This is a genomic window from Phyllobacterium sp. GQ127 (assembly GCF_059758635.1).
Genome location: NZ_JCAXDZ010000010.1, coordinates 20,179 through 35,987 on the forward strand (window position 1 = coordinate 20,179; position 15,809 = coordinate 35,987).

Annotated in this window: 15 protein-coding genes; 1 reads left to right on the forward strand and 14 read right to left on the reverse strand. The window is 56.2% G+C overall.

Features of this window, described 5'->3' with window-relative positions; translation table 11 throughout:
- Window positions 1-43: 43 nt before the first annotated feature.
- The 12 genes from AC6CHM_RS23270 to AC6CHM_RS23325 all read right to left on the reverse strand — a co-directional run bounded on the left by AC6CHM_RS23270 (window position 44) and on the right by AC6CHM_RS23325 (window position 12,827).
- The gene (locus AC6CHM_RS23270; RefSeq protein ID WP_498175390.1) at window positions 44-823 is read right to left on the reverse strand and encodes an SDR family NAD(P)-dependent oxidoreductase; all 780 of its coding nucleotides are present in this window, start codon (window positions 821-823) and stop codon (window positions 44-46) included.
- A 14-nt stretch (window positions 824-837) separates the two neighbouring features.
- On the reverse strand, window positions 838-1,671 hold the full coding sequence (locus tag AC6CHM_RS23275) for an SDR family NAD(P)-dependent oxidoreductase (RefSeq protein WP_498175392.1): 834 nt from the start codon (window positions 1,669-1,671) through the stop codon (window positions 838-840).
- On the reverse strand, window positions 1,668-2,525 hold the full coding sequence (gene surE, locus AC6CHM_RS23280; protein WP_498175394.1) for a 5'/3'-nucleotidase SurE: 858 nt from the start codon (window positions 2,523-2,525) through the stop codon (window positions 1,668-1,670). Before surE ends, AC6CHM_RS23275 begins: the two co-directional genes overlap by 4 nt.
- Window positions 2,526-2,555: 30 nt before the next feature.
- Complete coding sequence (locus tag AC6CHM_RS23285; RefSeq protein WP_498175396.1) at window positions 2,556-3,710, reverse strand: NAD(P)/FAD-dependent oxidoreductase; 1,155 nt, start codon at window positions 3,708-3,710, stop codon at window positions 2,556-2,558.
- An 11-nt stretch (window positions 3,711-3,721) separates the two neighbouring features.
- Window positions 3,722-4,513: an SDR family NAD(P)-dependent oxidoreductase gene (locus AC6CHM_RS23290; RefSeq protein WP_498175398.1), complete on the reverse strand. Its 792-nt coding sequence runs from the start codon at window positions 4,511-4,513 to the stop codon at window positions 3,722-3,724.
- Entirely contained in the window at window positions 4,514-5,689 is a 1,176-nt protein-coding gene (locus AC6CHM_RS23295) for a saccharopine dehydrogenase family protein (RefSeq protein ID WP_498175400.1), read from the reverse strand.
- On the reverse strand, window positions 5,689-7,230 hold the full coding sequence (locus AC6CHM_RS23300; protein ID WP_498175402.1) for a class I adenylate-forming enzyme family protein: 1,542 nt from the start codon (window positions 7,228-7,230) through the stop codon (window positions 5,689-5,691). The genes AC6CHM_RS23295 and AC6CHM_RS23300 overlap by 1 nt, the downstream gene beginning before the upstream one ends.
- Window positions 7,231-7,241: 11 nt before the next feature.
- Window positions 7,242-8,270, reverse strand: coding sequence for a phosphotransferase (locus tag AC6CHM_RS23305; protein ID WP_498175404.1), 1,029 nt, complete (start codon window positions 8,268-8,270; stop codon window positions 7,242-7,244).
- A complete protein-coding gene (locus tag AC6CHM_RS23310) occupies window positions 8,270-9,709 on the reverse strand; it encodes an aldehyde dehydrogenase family protein (RefSeq protein WP_498175406.1) in 1,440 nt (479 codons plus the stop codon). The genes AC6CHM_RS23305 and AC6CHM_RS23310 overlap by 1 nt, the downstream gene beginning before the upstream one ends.
- Before the next feature lie 48 nt (window positions 9,710-9,757).
- On the reverse strand, window positions 9,758-10,897 hold the full coding sequence (locus tag AC6CHM_RS23315) for a saccharopine dehydrogenase family protein (protein ID WP_498175408.1): 1,140 nt from the start codon (window positions 10,895-10,897) through the stop codon (window positions 9,758-9,760).
- 230 nt (window positions 10,898-11,127) lie between these two features.
- The gene (locus AC6CHM_RS23320) at window positions 11,128-12,597 is read right to left on the reverse strand and encodes a cytosine permease (RefSeq protein ID WP_498175410.1); all 1,470 of its coding nucleotides are present in this window, start codon (window positions 12,595-12,597) and stop codon (window positions 11,128-11,130) included.
- Between the two features lie 11 nt (window positions 12,598-12,608).
- Window positions 12,609-12,827: a hypothetical protein gene (locus AC6CHM_RS23325; RefSeq protein ID WP_498175412.1), complete on the reverse strand. Its 219-nt coding sequence runs from the start codon at window positions 12,825-12,827 to the stop codon at window positions 12,609-12,611.
- 324 nt (window positions 12,828-13,151) lie between these two features.
- Between AC6CHM_RS23325 and AC6CHM_RS23330 the strand changes: the two genes are divergently transcribed.
- On the forward strand, window positions 13,152-13,832 hold the full coding sequence (locus AC6CHM_RS23330; RefSeq protein ID WP_498175414.1) for a TetR/AcrR family transcriptional regulator: 681 nt from the start codon (window positions 13,152-13,154) through the stop codon (window positions 13,830-13,832).
- Window positions 13,833-13,897: 65 nt separating this feature from the next.
- Here AC6CHM_RS23330 and AC6CHM_RS23335 read toward each other — a convergent pair whose 3' ends face one another.
- Window positions 13,898-14,260, reverse strand: coding sequence for a EutQ-related cupin domain-containing protein (locus AC6CHM_RS23335; protein ID WP_498175416.1), 363 nt, complete (start codon window positions 14,258-14,260; stop codon window positions 13,898-13,900).
- An 89-nt stretch (window positions 14,261-14,349) separates the two neighbouring features.
- Entirely contained in the window at window positions 14,350-15,381 is a 1,032-nt protein-coding gene (locus AC6CHM_RS23340) for a 3-keto-5-aminohexanoate cleavage protein (RefSeq protein WP_498175418.1), read from the reverse strand.
- Window positions 15,382-15,809 lie beyond the last annotated feature (428 nt).

Sequence of the window (15,809 nt, forward strand, 5' to 3'; positions counted from 1 at the left end):
TTGCACCATGTGAGACAGTTCTTTCCTGTGACTATTTACTGCTTCACGGCCCCGTTCCCGCTGCACTGAAGTAACCTGCAGTGGCCCCTCCATCAAGCGCAAGAATCCCGCCATTCAGATAGGATCCCTGCGTGGACGACACAAAAGCAGCGAGTTCCGCCACATCCTCCGGCCGAGCGAAGCGACCCAAGGGGACACTCTTCTCATAGAAGCTGCGGTCCGAGGGGTTGTCAGCGAATAGTTGCTCCAACATCGGCGTCTCGACGAAACCAGGACATATGGCGTTGCACCTGACCCCCTGAGGGCCGTGATCTAGGGCCATTGATTTGATCAACCCGACTACCGCATGTTTGCTTGCGCAATAGGCGGCGTAGCCCGAAGCTCCTTGCGTGCCGGCATCGGACGCAATCGCAGTAAACGAACCTCTTCGATCCACCAGGATCGGAATTAGATGCTTTGCAAGTAAGTAAGTGCCTTTCAGATTGACGCCGACGACGAGATCAAAGGTTGCCTCATCCATTTCGACCACTGTTCCAAGGCGAGCAATACCAGCGCAGTGCACCACCGTATCGACGCTACCTTGCCGCGCTATTTTCCCAGCAATGCGTTCAACCCATTTGCCGCTCGTAATGTCACCCACGAAAATTTCAATTTCCCCATCACTCTCGGAGGCACTCGATGCTGTTTGTTGGAGACCATCGGGGTCCCGGTCGATCAAAAATACATTGGCGCCACGCGCGGCCAGCTTGCGAGTCACAGCCGCACCGATCCCCGAGGCTGCCCCGGTTACTATGGCATTCTCTCTATCGGTGTGCAGTTTCATTCTAATTTCCTTGCTCACACCGGGAGGCCGCTCGCGTTCGATAGCCACTGCGGATCACCGGCCTTCGATCGATCTTGGCGGACCCACTGTGGCTGCCCGTAGATGGATTGGCCTCCATCAACCAAAAGCGATGCGCCCGTTATAAAGCCGGCGGCAGGACCAGCCAGGAATGCGACGGCCTCGGCTACGTCTTCGGGTCTACCAAGCCGACCGACCGGCGTTTCCTGAAGCAATACCTCTCTGCAGCCCGCGACATCCAACATCGGGCGCGTCATTGCTGTTTCCACCACACCAGGAAGCACGGAGTTTGTCCTGATTCCGTAAATGCCCAATTCGGCGGCCATGGTTTTCGTGAGCATCAAAAGGGCGGCCTTGGTAGCACTATAGGCTCCTGTCTGATCAGCGTGGAACAAAGCGAGGCATGACGAAATCAATGTGATGCTGCCGCCTTTGCCCCCCGCAACCATGTTGCGGGCAACGGCCTGTCCGATGTAAAACGTGCCGTTCAGATTGATATCGACATGAAGATCCCAAACTTTGCGTGAGGTCTCCAGAAAGCCGCCAAAACGTGCGAAGCCTGCATTGGCGACAAACGTTCCGATTGGACCAAACGTCTCGCCTACTTCACCAATAGCTCGGTCTACCGCCTCCGGATCAGTCTGATCCGCGGCCAATGTGAGGATCCTGCCAACTCCTTGGCGACGTATCGCTTCTTCGACAGGAGCGAGATTGGTAATGTCCCGGTCGAGCAAGGCTATGTCTCGCCCCTCGCTGGCAAACTTGACAGCGAGGGCCCGGCCAATGTCACCCCCGGCGCCGCTGATCACTACGCATGGACGTTTGTTCATTGCCGATCTTCTTTCAGGAGGGGTACAGCGTCCGAAATCAGGCCATTTAATTCAACGACCGCCGAGCGCGTCCACCGCGCGAACCGACCGCGCGCGGTTGGTGTGTCCCACTCGAAGTTCAACGGCGTTACCGCACCGTCACCTTTTGACAAAACCCACGAGTCCGAGTTCGGACGGTGCTCGAAAACTGGATCAAGTTCCGGATGGGTGCCAAACAACATCCAACCTGTACCGCCATCCGTTTCCACGCTGTGGGCCCGCGCGGGGTCCCAGACCCTTCGATCAAGGCCCGCCACCTTAACCTGTCGTCCGGGCTTGGCAGGGGCATTGAAGTTCAAGACGGAACGAGGAGGGAGCTTGGCACGATCCCGTATCAGCAGCTTCGTCAATTCCGCCATCGCCCTTGCACCCCAAGCAAAGTCGTAATCCGTCAAATCGATGAGGCGAAAACGACCGTCTCGCGATTGTTGAGAGGCAGCGATCGCTGGAAAACCCATCAACGCACCCTCGATCGCGGATCCGAGCGTGCTTGAGTAAGTGGCGTCGTCGCCTAGATTGGCACCTTCGTTAATACCGGAGACCACCGCATCGATTTGTGACGTCATTCCGGACAAAACAGCCACTCTAACGCAATCCGTTGGTGTCCCATTTGTTGCATAAACTGGATTGACTTCATCGCCACCCGCCAGGGTCATGGTAATGGCCTTTCGAAATGATGCGGAACGCGACGTTCCGCTTCGGGGGCCGTCCGGGGCGACAGTCAGGACTTGCAGTCCACTGGCGATCAGGGCGTCTCGAGCAGCGGCGACACCGGGCGACTGATAACCATCGTCATTGGTAAGGAGAACTTTCACGTCGTAGCCTTTCTTCGAAAACGTATTGGTCTAGGCAGCTCGTGAAACACGGTCCGGAACAAGCCTTGCTGCGCCTGGGACGGTCATCGGTTTGCCAAGAATTGCCCATTCCGCGGCGAGAGCACCTGTAAGGGCACCACTGGTGACGCCGACTCCACCCATTCCGGCGACGACAATAACCGAGGGATCGGAGGCGTAAGGTCCAATCTGGAAATCACCGTCGGCGCTGAGGGGATAAAGCCCGTGCCATCCGTTCTTGAACCCGAGACCATCGATCTGCAGCCGATCGCTGACCAGTTGCGCAACTTCCAGAAAATAATCGTCTCCATCGGGCGGGCTGTAGACATCCGGGTCGGTTACTTCGTGGCCTTCCACTGAATAGTAGGTATGAAGCCCCGCGATGAGGGAGTCCTCACCGTCCTGTCGGAAATAGATCCCGGCCCCATTCTGTCCCGGCATGTAAAAGTTACACATCGGCACGACATAATCGAGTTTCCGCGGAAGTTTCACGATGATCACTTCGTGGACTTCCGGTTTGATGGGAGCGGCGTGGCCAAGAAGCTCCCCGACTTTCCCGGCCCAGGCCCCCGCAGCGTTGATGACGACATCGCATTCAATCTGACCGCGGTTTGTCGTCAGCACATGGGTTGAGCCACGCTTTTCGTACGCAGTTACCTCGGTGTTGTTCATGAATCGCGCACCCATATCGCGGGCTTCGTCGCCCAGAGCGGAGCAGAGCAGATGCCCGTCGAGATGCCCGTCATTGACCCCATAGAGCCCGGAAACGACGTCATCACATCGCAGGTCAGGGACGAGCGCCTGCAGCTCTGCCTTTGACAAAATCTTTGTGTCATCGGCTCCGAAGGCCTTGATCGTCGCTAGTGCCTGCTCCAGCCGTGGAATGTCGGATTGGCTGGTCGCGATGCGGATGTTTCCGATCCGGGCGAGGGGCAGCGCGCGTTTGCGCTCGAGCTCAAACAGGATCTCCCGCGAACGGATACGGATTTCGATCTGCAGTGGATCCAGCGTCTGCGTATTGTAAACGCCAGCGGACCGTCCAGAGGATCCAGACGCTGGGGTGCCCTTTTCCAGCACCACGACATCCTTCGCTCCGAGGGCGGCAGCTCTGCGCGCGGCACCGCACCCTGCAACGCCGGCTCCAATAATGGCTATACGTGGTGACATCAGCTTTTTCCTTAAGACAGTGCTTGGATGGATTCGTAGACGTGGAGGGTGGCAAGCGTTCCGCAGTCCACCGGCAGTTCTATGCCGGTGATGGCTGAAGCTTTATCCGACGCCAGAAAGACCACAGCATTGGCAAGTTCTTCGATCTCGACCAGCCGCCTCATTGGGACGCGGCCAAAATCAGTCATCATGTGACGGAGCGCTTTCTCCGATACGAACTCCTCTATCATCTGAGTTCGTGTCCACCCGGGGCTGACAGAGTTGACGCGGATCTTATGTTTCGCGAGTTCGACAGCCGCGTTCTTGGTCAGACCGACCAGCCCGGCCTTTGCAGCCACATACGAGCCCTGTGGGCCGTCATAGCCGTGCGCGTCAATCGATGCGATATTGACTACGGACCCTCCGCCCGTCAGCAGCATTCTCCTGGCGGCTCGCTGTGTTACCAGAAACGCACCGGTCAGATCGGTCCCGATGGTCTTGTTCCACCCCTCGAGTGTGATCTCAAGAAACTCGGCCTCGTCCACGATGCCCGCGTTGTTGACGACAACTTGGAGACCTCCATGCTCTTTAAACACTTCGTCGAGTATATGCTCAACGGCATCAGGATCGCTTACGCTCCCCGTGTGGACCGTCGCGTTCCCACCTGCCAACTTGATTCTCGCGGCCACTTCCTCGAGCTGCGCTCTTGTCCTGCCCATAAGTGCAACACTGGCGCCGGCGCGGGATAGACCTTCAGCGATACCTGCGCCGATACCGCGACCACCACCCGTGACAAGAGCGACTTTCCCTTCAAGTGTCTTCATTTACGCCACCTCCCTTTGGTTTGCTGCGGCCGCAACGAGATCACGGATTCTCATCCGGTCCGTTGGGACGCCGTTTTCCAGTTTGAAGAGCGAAAGCCCCCCTCCGCCCGTGCTCACACGCCGGAGCACTTCAAAAAAGTCCGAAGGCTTCACGACCTCAGGTGCGAAAGCGCCACGACGTTCGATTCTACCTTCGAGCATGAGCAACGCACCGGCCGCGGCGGGAATGCCGGTGGAATCGTCCATGCCGCCGTCGCTGCCCGCAGCAAATCTGAGGCCCATTCCACCCGTGTGAACGTCAATGATCATCCCGCTGCCGATACGCGCTGCGCCGGTGCGCCGTTCCCTGTAGTGCCGGAAGAGATTGGCAGCCTGCTCGGTGAGCTGGCCGTCGGATCGTTGCTCATCGGCGATGTGTGCAAGAGCCCACGCTGTGATGAGCGCTTCTTCTGGGTTGAGGCCGCCAAAATTGGACGCCCGTTTTACCGACAGAAAACGTGGTATGGTCAAAGGCTCTGGATGGGCCAACCTGACAACCGTCTGTGCGCCGACTGGATCTGGAAATACCACTTCGCGGCGCTCCAAGCCTTCCCAGCCGGCCACCGGATGGATCGTTCCATCAGGATCGACAAGGTTGAAGCAATGCCAAAAATGGCGGATTGCGGCCTCCGTCAAATCAGCAACATCGACGGTCCAGTAAATGTCGACGTCATCGACCGGTCCCAGAAAATCGACTGCGCTCCGGATCAGAATGTTGGTCGTACCCGGCGATGAGCCCATCCCAATGAGTGCGGAAATTCCGCGATCTTTAGCGAGTTGGTCGCGTTCCAGCATCGGCAACGTGATGTCGGCATCATCGCAGATATCGAGGTAGTGCGTCTTCGTCTCGATCGCGGCGTCAAGGACGGAAAAGCCGGTTCGATAATAAGGGCCCGCCATATTGATAACGAGATCCGCCGAGCTGAGCAGTTCCCTCAACGCAGCGGGGTCTGCAAGCGGGTCGCACTCCTGAATCGCGAAGCCCATATTCTCCGACGCGGATCGAACTGCAGGCCGCCAGGAGCGGTCGATAGCGAGCCAGCCTTCGGTCGTGCCTGCTCGTGCTATACCGCGTAGCATCGCCTGAGCCTGTGAACCGCCTGCGCCGATCACGATTGTTCTCCACTGACGTGCCATTACTGCAACTCCTTTGTTGTCGCGAGCGGGGATCCTTGCTGTTCAAGGTATGCTGCACGCACTGCGCGGCCATCGATTTTCCCTGACGCCGTTCTGGGAAGGCTCGCTTCGATGATGAAATCCTCGGGTAGGGCATATTTCGGAAGCCTGTCTGCCAAGTGCTCGACGGCAGCCGCCTGATTGAAGGTCCGTCCTTCCCGAACTTCAACCGCAGCCAGGACCCGATGCTGCATGACTGGATCGGGCACCCCAAAGACTACACATTGGGCGACATCTGGCCGTTCAGCCAGAATGGACTCGACATAGGACGGAAGTACCTTTTCGCCACCTCGATTAATCACGTCGTCCCGTCGGCCGACGTGATAGAGAAGCCCGTCCCGGTATTGACCAAGATCGCCGGTCCTAAGCCACTTGCCTTCGAGCTTCTGAGCGGTGATCTCGGGCAGTTTCCAATAGCTGGACATCCGAGTCGCGCCCGCCACCCATATCTCACCGACCTCCCCATTTGGGACATCTTCGCCATTTTCGCCTACGAGCCGTAGTTCGATATCTACAGGGGGAAATCCGATGGATTCACCGAAGCGCTCTATCAGGCGAGGTGGGAGCAAAGTACAGCAGGATGTAAACTCGGTAAGGCCGTACCCATGCCAGAGCTGAAGATGCGGCCAGCGTCTTAGCAGTTCTGACGACCACGCCGCCGGCATTGGCGACCCACCGAACAACACCGTGCTGGCTTTTTGGAAGGCAGCGTCCGCGTTGTCTGCGGTCATCATGAGACGTAGCACACTTGGGACAGCCGTAATAAAGGTCACCGGGCGGGCTTCGAGCGCTGCTAGGGCATCCTTCGTTCTATATCTGGATAGGATGTCAAGTCGTCCCCCTGCTAGAAACATCACACCTACCTGGTCGTTGAACCCCGTATTGTGGAAGAGTGGGGCAACGACAAGCGTACTGTCCTCAGAGGTAAACTCCATGGTGCTGACAAAGGCGAGCGCGCCATTAACGAGCGCGCGATGGCTCAGAACAGCACCCTTCGGTGTGCCGGTCGTGCCGGATGTAAAGCTGATAAGGGCAGGGCTTTCGAGGTCAGGCATCGATGGCAGCGTGCCAATTGCTTTGCAATGCCACAGGTCACCGATACCAACATTTTCGCCGAGTCCGTAGACCGCTAAAGCAGGGCGTTCAGTAAACAATGCCACGTGATCCAGATCGGAAAGGACGAAGCGGGCTCCCAATAGGTCGACAAGCTCGCCAACCTGCTTGGGCGCAATGCGGTTGTTCATAGGTACACAGATCGCTCCGATCCGCATTGTGGCCAAATAGGCTACGACCCATCTCCAACTGTTGTGACCGACAATGATCACTCGCTCACCGCGCTCAATTCCCAAGCCGCAAAGGCGACGTGACGCATTTGAAACTTCAGCTTCAAGCTCACGATACGATAGCCCAAAATCGCCTTGCGTAAGGGCGAGCACTTCAGGCGTTTTGCTCGCGAACCTAGCGACCGCTTCCATCACGGAGTGCACCGCTTCATCTGACATCGAGTATCCCATCAAAAGAGTGCACCTGAACGCACGTAACCGGCTTTGGCTGCTAGTTCGTCGGCGGGATTTTCGCGAATAAGGACTTCTGCGAGGCTGATGTTCACCTCCGCATGCGATCGGTAGCTCCAACCTTCGAGTAGTGTCGTCTTGGACGCCATGAAAGGTTCGGCCATCGCGGCCCAGGCTACCTCGCGTAGCGCGTTGACAAACCGGAGAACATTCACCCGCGCCACTTGACCTTCATCCAGACCCGGATCGTAAAGCTCCAGGAAAGACCGAGTCTCGTCGTTTGACATCTCCGCTTGCGAAGTGGCACTAGCGAGATCGATCGCGAGCAACGCTTCGCCCGCATAGTCGAAATCGACCATCTTTATCCCATCGGAACAGGCTATAAAGTTTTGCGGCACAAGGTCGTTGTGCCCGAACCCCGTGGGAGCATTGGCTTGCGAAAGGACACTTTCAAATCGTTGTGCTATTTCCACAAGTCCTTGAAAGGGTCTGGGATAGGATCCACCCAGCTTCGCTGCGCCCGCCATGAAGTTGCGAAGATCCTCGAAAATATCGAACTTTCGGCTGTCGAAATGATGGGCATGGAGGCGCTTCAGAGTATCGACGATCGCGGGCGCCATCGATGAACTTCTGATAAGGATAGGTCTGAGTGTCTGTCCCTCGACGAACGCAGACATGAAATGCCCTTCAGGAAGACAGGTGGCGAAGATTTCTGGTGCGAGCCCGAGCTTCGCAGCTAGCGTCTGCGCCTCGATTGCTGCGGTCACCGAGGTGCCGGCGAACGAAGCGTTGATCTCCCGCACCTTCAAGGCCCATTTTTTATCCCCGGAAGTGACCACGAGATTGACGTTGTTTGCACCACCGGGCAGGACAGACAATCGAACGCCCCGTTCATCAGGCAGGAATCGCCAATCGTCTAAAAGCCTCAGCACAGCTTTCTGTACCGAAACCGGCACATTATCATCAAACGAGAAGCGACTGGGCTCCTGACCAGGTTTCATTTCGTTCGTACCTACGATCGCAACCATCAAATCCGCTCCCGGTGAGTGATTGCAATATGCTTGAGTTCTGTATGAGCCTCGATTGCATAGATGGAGAGATCGCGTCCGATGCCAGACTGCTTGTAGCCACCAAAGGGCATTTCCGCAGCAGTCGGGCCGTGGTCGTTGATCCAAACGGTCCCCGCTTTGACACGACCAGCCACGACGAGCGCTCGTTCCACATCCGACGTCCAGACCGAGGCTGCGAGCCCGACTTCGAGATCGTTTGCCTTCTCGATTGCATCAGTCTCGTCCTCAAACGTCGTCACGGCCACCACTGGTCCAAAGATCTCGTTCTGGATGATCTCAGCGCTGTGGTCGATGCCGTCGACAACGGTTGGTGCGTAGAAATATCCCGGGCCTTCAATGTGTCCCCCAAAGACCACCCGCCCAGATGAACCGCGAATTGCGCGGTCGACGAAGCCCGATACAAATCCGCGATGCTTTTCGGACACGACCGGGCCCATATCGATGCCGGCCTCGCTAAAGCCATCGCCGACTTTAATCGCGCGCGCCATCGATGCCAGTGCTTCCACGACGTCTTTCTCGCGTTTCTTGGAGACATAGACCCGGCAGGCGGCGGTGCAGTCCTGCCCTGAATTGCCGAATGCGGCACCTTTCAAAGTCGCCGCCAATCTGTCGATGTCGGCATCGTCAAAGACGAGAACAGGCGCTTTGCCTCCGAGTTCCAAATGAACCACTTTTATGGATTCAGCAGCCTCCGTCATGATCGTACGACCGGTGGCAGTGCCGCCGGTCAGTGAGATCATTCCTACGTCCGGATGTCGAACGAGATGTGTGCCCGTTGTACTCCCGAAGCCTGTAACGATATTAAGCACTCCAGGCGGTAAAATCTGCTGGGCGATCTCGCCAAGGAGCATCGCTGTCAGCGGCGTGACTTGCGTCGGTTTCAGGACGACTGTGTTTCCGGCAGCCAAGGCAGGGCCGATACGCCAGGCGGTCATTCCCATTGGATAGTTCCAGGGAGAAATCGCTCCCACTACGCCAATAGGCTCCCTCCGCACCATGCTGGTGATGCCCGGTTTATATTCGCCACAGGCTGGGACGGTCAGCGTCCTGCAGGCGCCGGCGAAAAAGCGATACTTGTCGGCTGCGGATGCCATTTCAGCGCGAGCCTTCTCCAAGGGCTTTCCAACGTCGCGTGCTTCGAGTTCCGCAAATTCTTCTACACGTGCCATGATCGCATCGGTGAACGACAGCAGCGCTGCGGCACGATCGCGCGGTGGCGTCGAGCCCCAGCCGAAGGATGCCGCCTTGGCTGCGGCAACAGCGGCGTTTACGCCTTCGGCCCCGACATCCGGAACTTGTGCGATTACCTTGCCGGTGGTGGGCTCGAAAACATCAAATAGATCTCCCTTTGACCAAAAAGAGTCTCCGATTAGCGGACGAAGTTCACTGATACCCATTTTTCTGTTCCCTTTTGGCCCGGTATTCCGGTTACCGGGTTGTGTGTTTCAAACCTTTGTTTCCACGATGCCTTCCATGAACGCTCCTTCGGCCGTCGCCAAACTTGCGAAATGATTGAGGCCCGCTTCGTGATCAAGAGCTTCGACACCGGCTGCTCCGCTCCGAGCGCCTACCCGAAGCAAAGTCATGACAGCCGCAGCCATTCCAAGACCAGTTCCGCGGCTCATGTCGCTGTCATCGGTAATTGTATTCATCACCTGGGCTTGGCCGCCAACGGTGCCTATCACGTTGATCTGAGTAACCGATGGCCTCAGGCGTTCTGGCTGCCGATTGTGTCGCTCCCACAACAGCCGCCATAGAACCTCAATTGGTTCAATTTCCATGCCCTGAATGGCTACCTTCAGTTCACTCCGTCCAAAACCGATACGGCCCAACGTCGAGAAAGCGTGATTTGCCCAGTTGGGCGTCAGCGATCCCTTGCACTGTACGAGTTTCAGGTGCGGGAAATGACGTGCCAGTGTCACTGGTTCAGGATGGGCGGTATCGTAGGCTTCGACCTTTTCGAACGGCGCAGGTACGACGAAAAATTCGCCAGTTTCCGGGACAAACCCCTTGGTATATTCCATGTGGCCATCAATCCATGTGGGGCATGGCGCCACAGCCATGTGAAGCATATGGCGAAGGACTGCTAAGCCACCCGGATCTTTTTCCTGCACGATCCAAACAACCTTGATGCCATCCAGTTGCGGGTTCGTCTCCAGAAGACGGCACGCCAACCAATTTGATACGCCAGGGGATAGACCGCCGCCGGTGATCAAGGGGACGCCTTTCCGCCTTGCCTCCTCATCCAGAGACAGAATCGTCTGCGTGCCCTCGGCGTCGTCGCAGACGTCAACGTAGGCCGCACCGGCGTCGAGGGCGGCGCGCGCTACGCGGTCGCTTCCCAAAAAGAAGGGGCCGGCAAAATTGACCAGAACGTCATATCCATGCGCGTCAATTCGATCTGAGAGGATGTCAGCCTGGCGCCCCACGATACGGGAAGGGTCAAGCGATATACCGGCCTGGAGATTCTCAGCAGATCTATCAACCACCGTAAATGTCGCGTGGGGCATCTGGCGCGCCAGGATACCCAAGGCACTCCTACCCATATGGCCGCAACCGACAAGCATGATACGTTTCTGTGACATAGCTCCCTCTATTAATTAACGCTCATTAATACAGAATGTGAGCGAAGTGTCAAGGTTCCCGGATGCTATTGTTTTGAAAAAGGAACCTGTGAAGTCGCGGGCCGACAGGGCCGGGCTGACTGGGACGTTGGAACGAGAAGCAGACTAGAACGGTTGCTTGTTTGACCGCATCCGTTGGTGGGAACTCACCAATGTGCGGGAGACGCCCGGCGCCTCCCGCAAATTCTCCCTCAGAGCGTTGGAACGACTTCCTGTGCCGGAGAATAGCTGGTTTCGTAGCCTCCCTTGCCGAAGGGAATGACAAGCACTTTCATGACTAGGTAGTAGACAAAGCCGGCAACAATGATGGTAGGAATGCCGGCACCTAGGTAGTGCGCAAGCGGATGCATCGTGGCAGCAACCGGATTGTAGAGGAAGAGGTAGAGCCCGACCGAGGCCAGAGAAATGACCACTGCCACCCAATTAACGCCGCCCCAGAACCAGTATCGCCCGGCAGGATCCCGCGAGAAAAGATGTGCGGGTGAAAGCTTTTCTCGGCGAAGGATGAAGTAATCCACGAAGGTGATGCCTGTGATGCCGACGAACATCACACCGTTATAGGAAAGCCAGCTCATCACAATCGAGAGCGTCCATTCCGTCCGAAATGCCACATAGAGACCGGGAAGCAGCATGACGGCGATGAGAATGTCCCACCGAACTCGCGTGAGGGGCTTGATCTGCTGAACCGAAACGCCGGCCAGATAAAGCATGATGACCATTGTCGCTATGTTCGCGGCAAGGACAAACGTCATGATCAAGGATCCTAGAACCGCGCCCCCAAGCTTGATCATCCAAATGGTAGGATCAGGCGTACCCGCCGAAACCGCGGCGAAAGCTGCTACAAGGGAGATGAAGGCAGCGCCGAGAACCCCGACCCCGATGACGGCCGGGCCAACGATATGTTTCCGGCGCGAAACGAGGCGCGTAAGCCCACCCATGATGGGCCACCAGGTGAGGGAGTTCGAAATACCGAATTCGACAGCGAGAGCGAAACCTTGCCCTGGCGTAGTCGCGAGACGTTGATCCGCTGGAACCTGCATTGTCCACAAGTCGGACCCATAATGGTAGAGAAGCAGTCCGAGCATCACGAGAGTCACCAGAATGTGGCCGGGTGCGATGTAGTTACTAATTCTCTCGAATAGCCAAGGGCCTTTGCTAGCCACAAGCCAAACTGCGAACATGGTGAAAAGCGCCAGGCCTATGACGATCGGTTCCGAGGTTGGCGTTTCGGACTGCTCGACCGTTTGGAGAACGTTCGCAGCTCCTCGCGCCGTCAAGGCGACGACCACGTATGTCCAACCGATACACGTTGCAAGAAGACCGAACAAGGGAAGTGCGATCCCGTAGGGGCCGAATGATGCTTTGGCTGCATCGATCGGCTCAACTCCATATTTGTACGACGGCAGACCGGACGCAAGTATAACGATCGCCATACCGATCAGCATGCCGGCGAGATAGCCCAAAACGCCAATGCGAACATCACCCACGTAGGGAAGGAACCCGCCTATGAGAAACGCCCAAGTGGCGGCGCTAAACGCGGTGCAAGTCCAAAGAAAGGATCCATAACCCTTGTAAACGCGCTCGTCGCCTCGAAGAGGAAGGCGTCCGGAAAGAGCTTCTTCCATAACACGCGATTGGGTCAGCTTTATATCACTGCTCATGTTCGTCCTCCTCAGGTGAAATACATCAGTGTGGCGATCCAGATGGTCACCCCGATTGCAGCCCAAACCGCGGCTTCAACAATGCACGAGCGCGTCGAGCCATAGCACTCCGAAGAGGTATGCGGCGCATCACTGAGAGATTGGACTCGCTTTGCGAGTTCGGCATCAAGTGCAAGCGCAAACCCTTGACGCGCATTCGGTGGGTAGACACTTTCAGTTTCTATCGACATTTTTAGTTCCCTTTCTGAAATTTCGGTCTTCTGCCGACTTTGTGTTTTGAATGGCCCGCTCGGGCACCTCATGCTCTAGATATGTTTTCTGACCGCCCCTATGTGAATGAACGATCATTAATATTGATTCCACTATCGACCCTATGTCAAGCTGTTGCGGGGTGGCGCTCGGATTAAACGCCACCATTCTTGTATTTTTACTTGAAATGCCTGAATTTTGGCGGCATTACCGGATAAAGCGTCGCTTCGCGGGCAACTTTGTGGAGGTCTTTGACACATGGTATTGGCTGACGCATTATATGAACACCCATTCGTGAGGAAGAAATGTTGAACAAGGCCGCACGCGCCGAGATTGAGAACCGCGAGACCGATCAGTCGATGCGTCCGAACGGTCCCCTATCAAAAACATCGGTCAGTCGCTCTAACACGCGCGAGCGATTGCTTGAGGCCGCTATTGAACTTTTCGGGTCTCGCGGCTTCGATGCCACGTCAATGCGCGACATCGCGAGCGAAGTTGGGATCAAAGCTCCGGCCGTCTACAATCATTATAGATCCAAAGAGGAACTTCTCGCTGAGGCCATCACGCAGGCATTGGGAGCATTCAACGATGCTTTCGCCACGGCAGACATTCCCAACGCTTCGCCGATCGAAAGGCTCAAGAACGCGATCACGGTTCATATTACCTATCAGATCAACCATTCACGCATTGCCCAGGCCAATGATCGGCTGCTAGAGTCGGGCGTACTGAACCGGCTGGATCCAGATGTCAGGCACCACGTAAAAGGTATGATGCGGGCACATCTGGACAGGCTTACGAGTATTGTGGAAGCCATACCATCTCCAGCGACCGCTTCACATCAAGAGGCTCGACTGACGGCGCTCGCAATCATTACGATGTGCGATAAGGTGTTAAACTGGTACCGGCCCAGCGGCCCTTACACGCCTGAAAAAATCTGCAAGCATTTCTATACGCTCGCTCAAAACATGCTTATCGGGCCTGCTTGAGTTTAAATCGTACCTAGATCATAATCTCGTGCCAGGCTTCGTTCTTTTTTGAAGCCAATGGGCGTCTAGATCGAAGCCGGCGGGAACTTGCTGCGCCAGTCTACCGGGGCAATCGCGATAAATACAAAACTTTCCTTACCTTCGTATGCGAGGGTGGTGCCGGTTGGGATCCATATCACATCACCAACGCCAAGTGTGTGAAGCGCCTCTGCAACTCGCAACCGAAATTCACCTTCAATACAAACGATCAGTTCATCGTACTGCACGGTCCAAGGCACTGATCGCCCGTCAAAGCGGGCTAAGTAGGCTCCCATTGTCCGACTGTCCAGCGGGCCAACCAATCGAGAAATAGAAGCTTTTCCTTCGCCTTCGCCATAAGCTCCGAAGGTTTGGGCACAATTGCGAAACACTGTCACGTCGCTGAGCATATTCTACCTTAAGTGCTGGCTCACATTGGCGAGCGACCCGCGCCGGTCACGTCTGCGCGGGCCAATTCCTGAATTGCGAACTCTCCGCGTTATTCTGCCGCCGCCGGTAATGTTGGCTTGGTAACGCCCAAAGCGCGATACTCGGCAGCAGTCATCAGTTTGCGACCGAGCGCGAAGGCCATATCGCGGACGGTTGCAAAAACTGCAGCATTACTTTCGATGAGGTCGTCCTTGTGAGGCCACTTCCAGACGGTATCTTCCATGCCCACTCTGACGTGGCATCCCAACAGCATCGAGAGGTTCGCCGTATAGAGGCTGCCTCGGCCTCCCGCGCACGTGATGATATTGGAAGTAGGATCGATGTGCCTGATCAAGCGGATCATTCGCATCAGGCCATCGACCATGGTTTCGGGGCTGTACATCGGACTGCAACCCGGCAAGCCGGAAAGGACCAGCCATGTGAAAGGCGGCTTCAACAGACCGCTGTCGATGAGAAAACGCCTTGCGTTGTCTATGTCACTGTCATTGTAGACAGCAATCTGCGGACGCATTCCAGCAGCCAGCGCCCGCCGAGTCTTTTCAATGATAACGTGAGGAGGCTTGACAAACAGGTTGTCTCCCAGAACCAAGGCTGTGGTGTTGACCGGCACCCCGTCCAGCAGGCCCGATTCCATCATTTCGCCCATCTGGCGAGATTCATCATCGTTTACTGCTACGAGACATGCGTCGAAGGCAACATCCGGATTGTTTGTGCGGAGATGTGTGAGGATCTCTGTGAACGCGCCGGTATCAAGTACATTGTAGCCTTTAGCATCACGCGCATGGACGTGAACAATCTGCGCGCCCTCCGCAATGCACTCCTCTGCAGATTTGATAATCTCAGCAGCAGTGACGGCCTGATGAGGGTTCTCGTTTTTAGTGAAGAACGCCCCATTAATTGCAGCGGAAATGATCACCTTCTCTTCCATCTTCCAGCGAGGCATAGAAGGCGCTTGCGAGAATGCGCTTCGCTCTGGGTTGATGATAGATGGAGGGCCGTAGACCTTCCACTTTGTATTAAGGTTTTCGCGGCTTGTCCATTTTTCGACGAGCTCCCACTCGACAGTATTTTCGTTCGACATCGTGCCTTCTCCCATAATTGAACCAATTAGACGCGAATGGTGCGGGCTTGTATTAACAAGCGTTAATTAACAATTCACATTCCTGGTGTCAACCTCCTTGCCTTCCAGAAACAGTCGAGAGATATCCTTGGGATGCCGTCCATTCCGCACGTTATTTTAGCTGTAGCGATCGAACTTATTGAGGGACCTGCGTTCCCGCTTGGGCGAATAGCCGCGCTTTCCTGTCAAGAACAATACTGCGCAGAGTGAGTCTCGGCGGCATTCTTCGGAATGCATAGTTTGCCGTCGGCAAGGAAACGCTTGAACGCCTCCCATCGACCTTCCTTCTTGAACGTGTCGTTTATCGCCTTGGCGTCAGGATCGCACCAGAACATTTGGCGCGCCAGCGTCGATGACGGAATGCGGCCGCCGACTTTAACAGGGCCCTA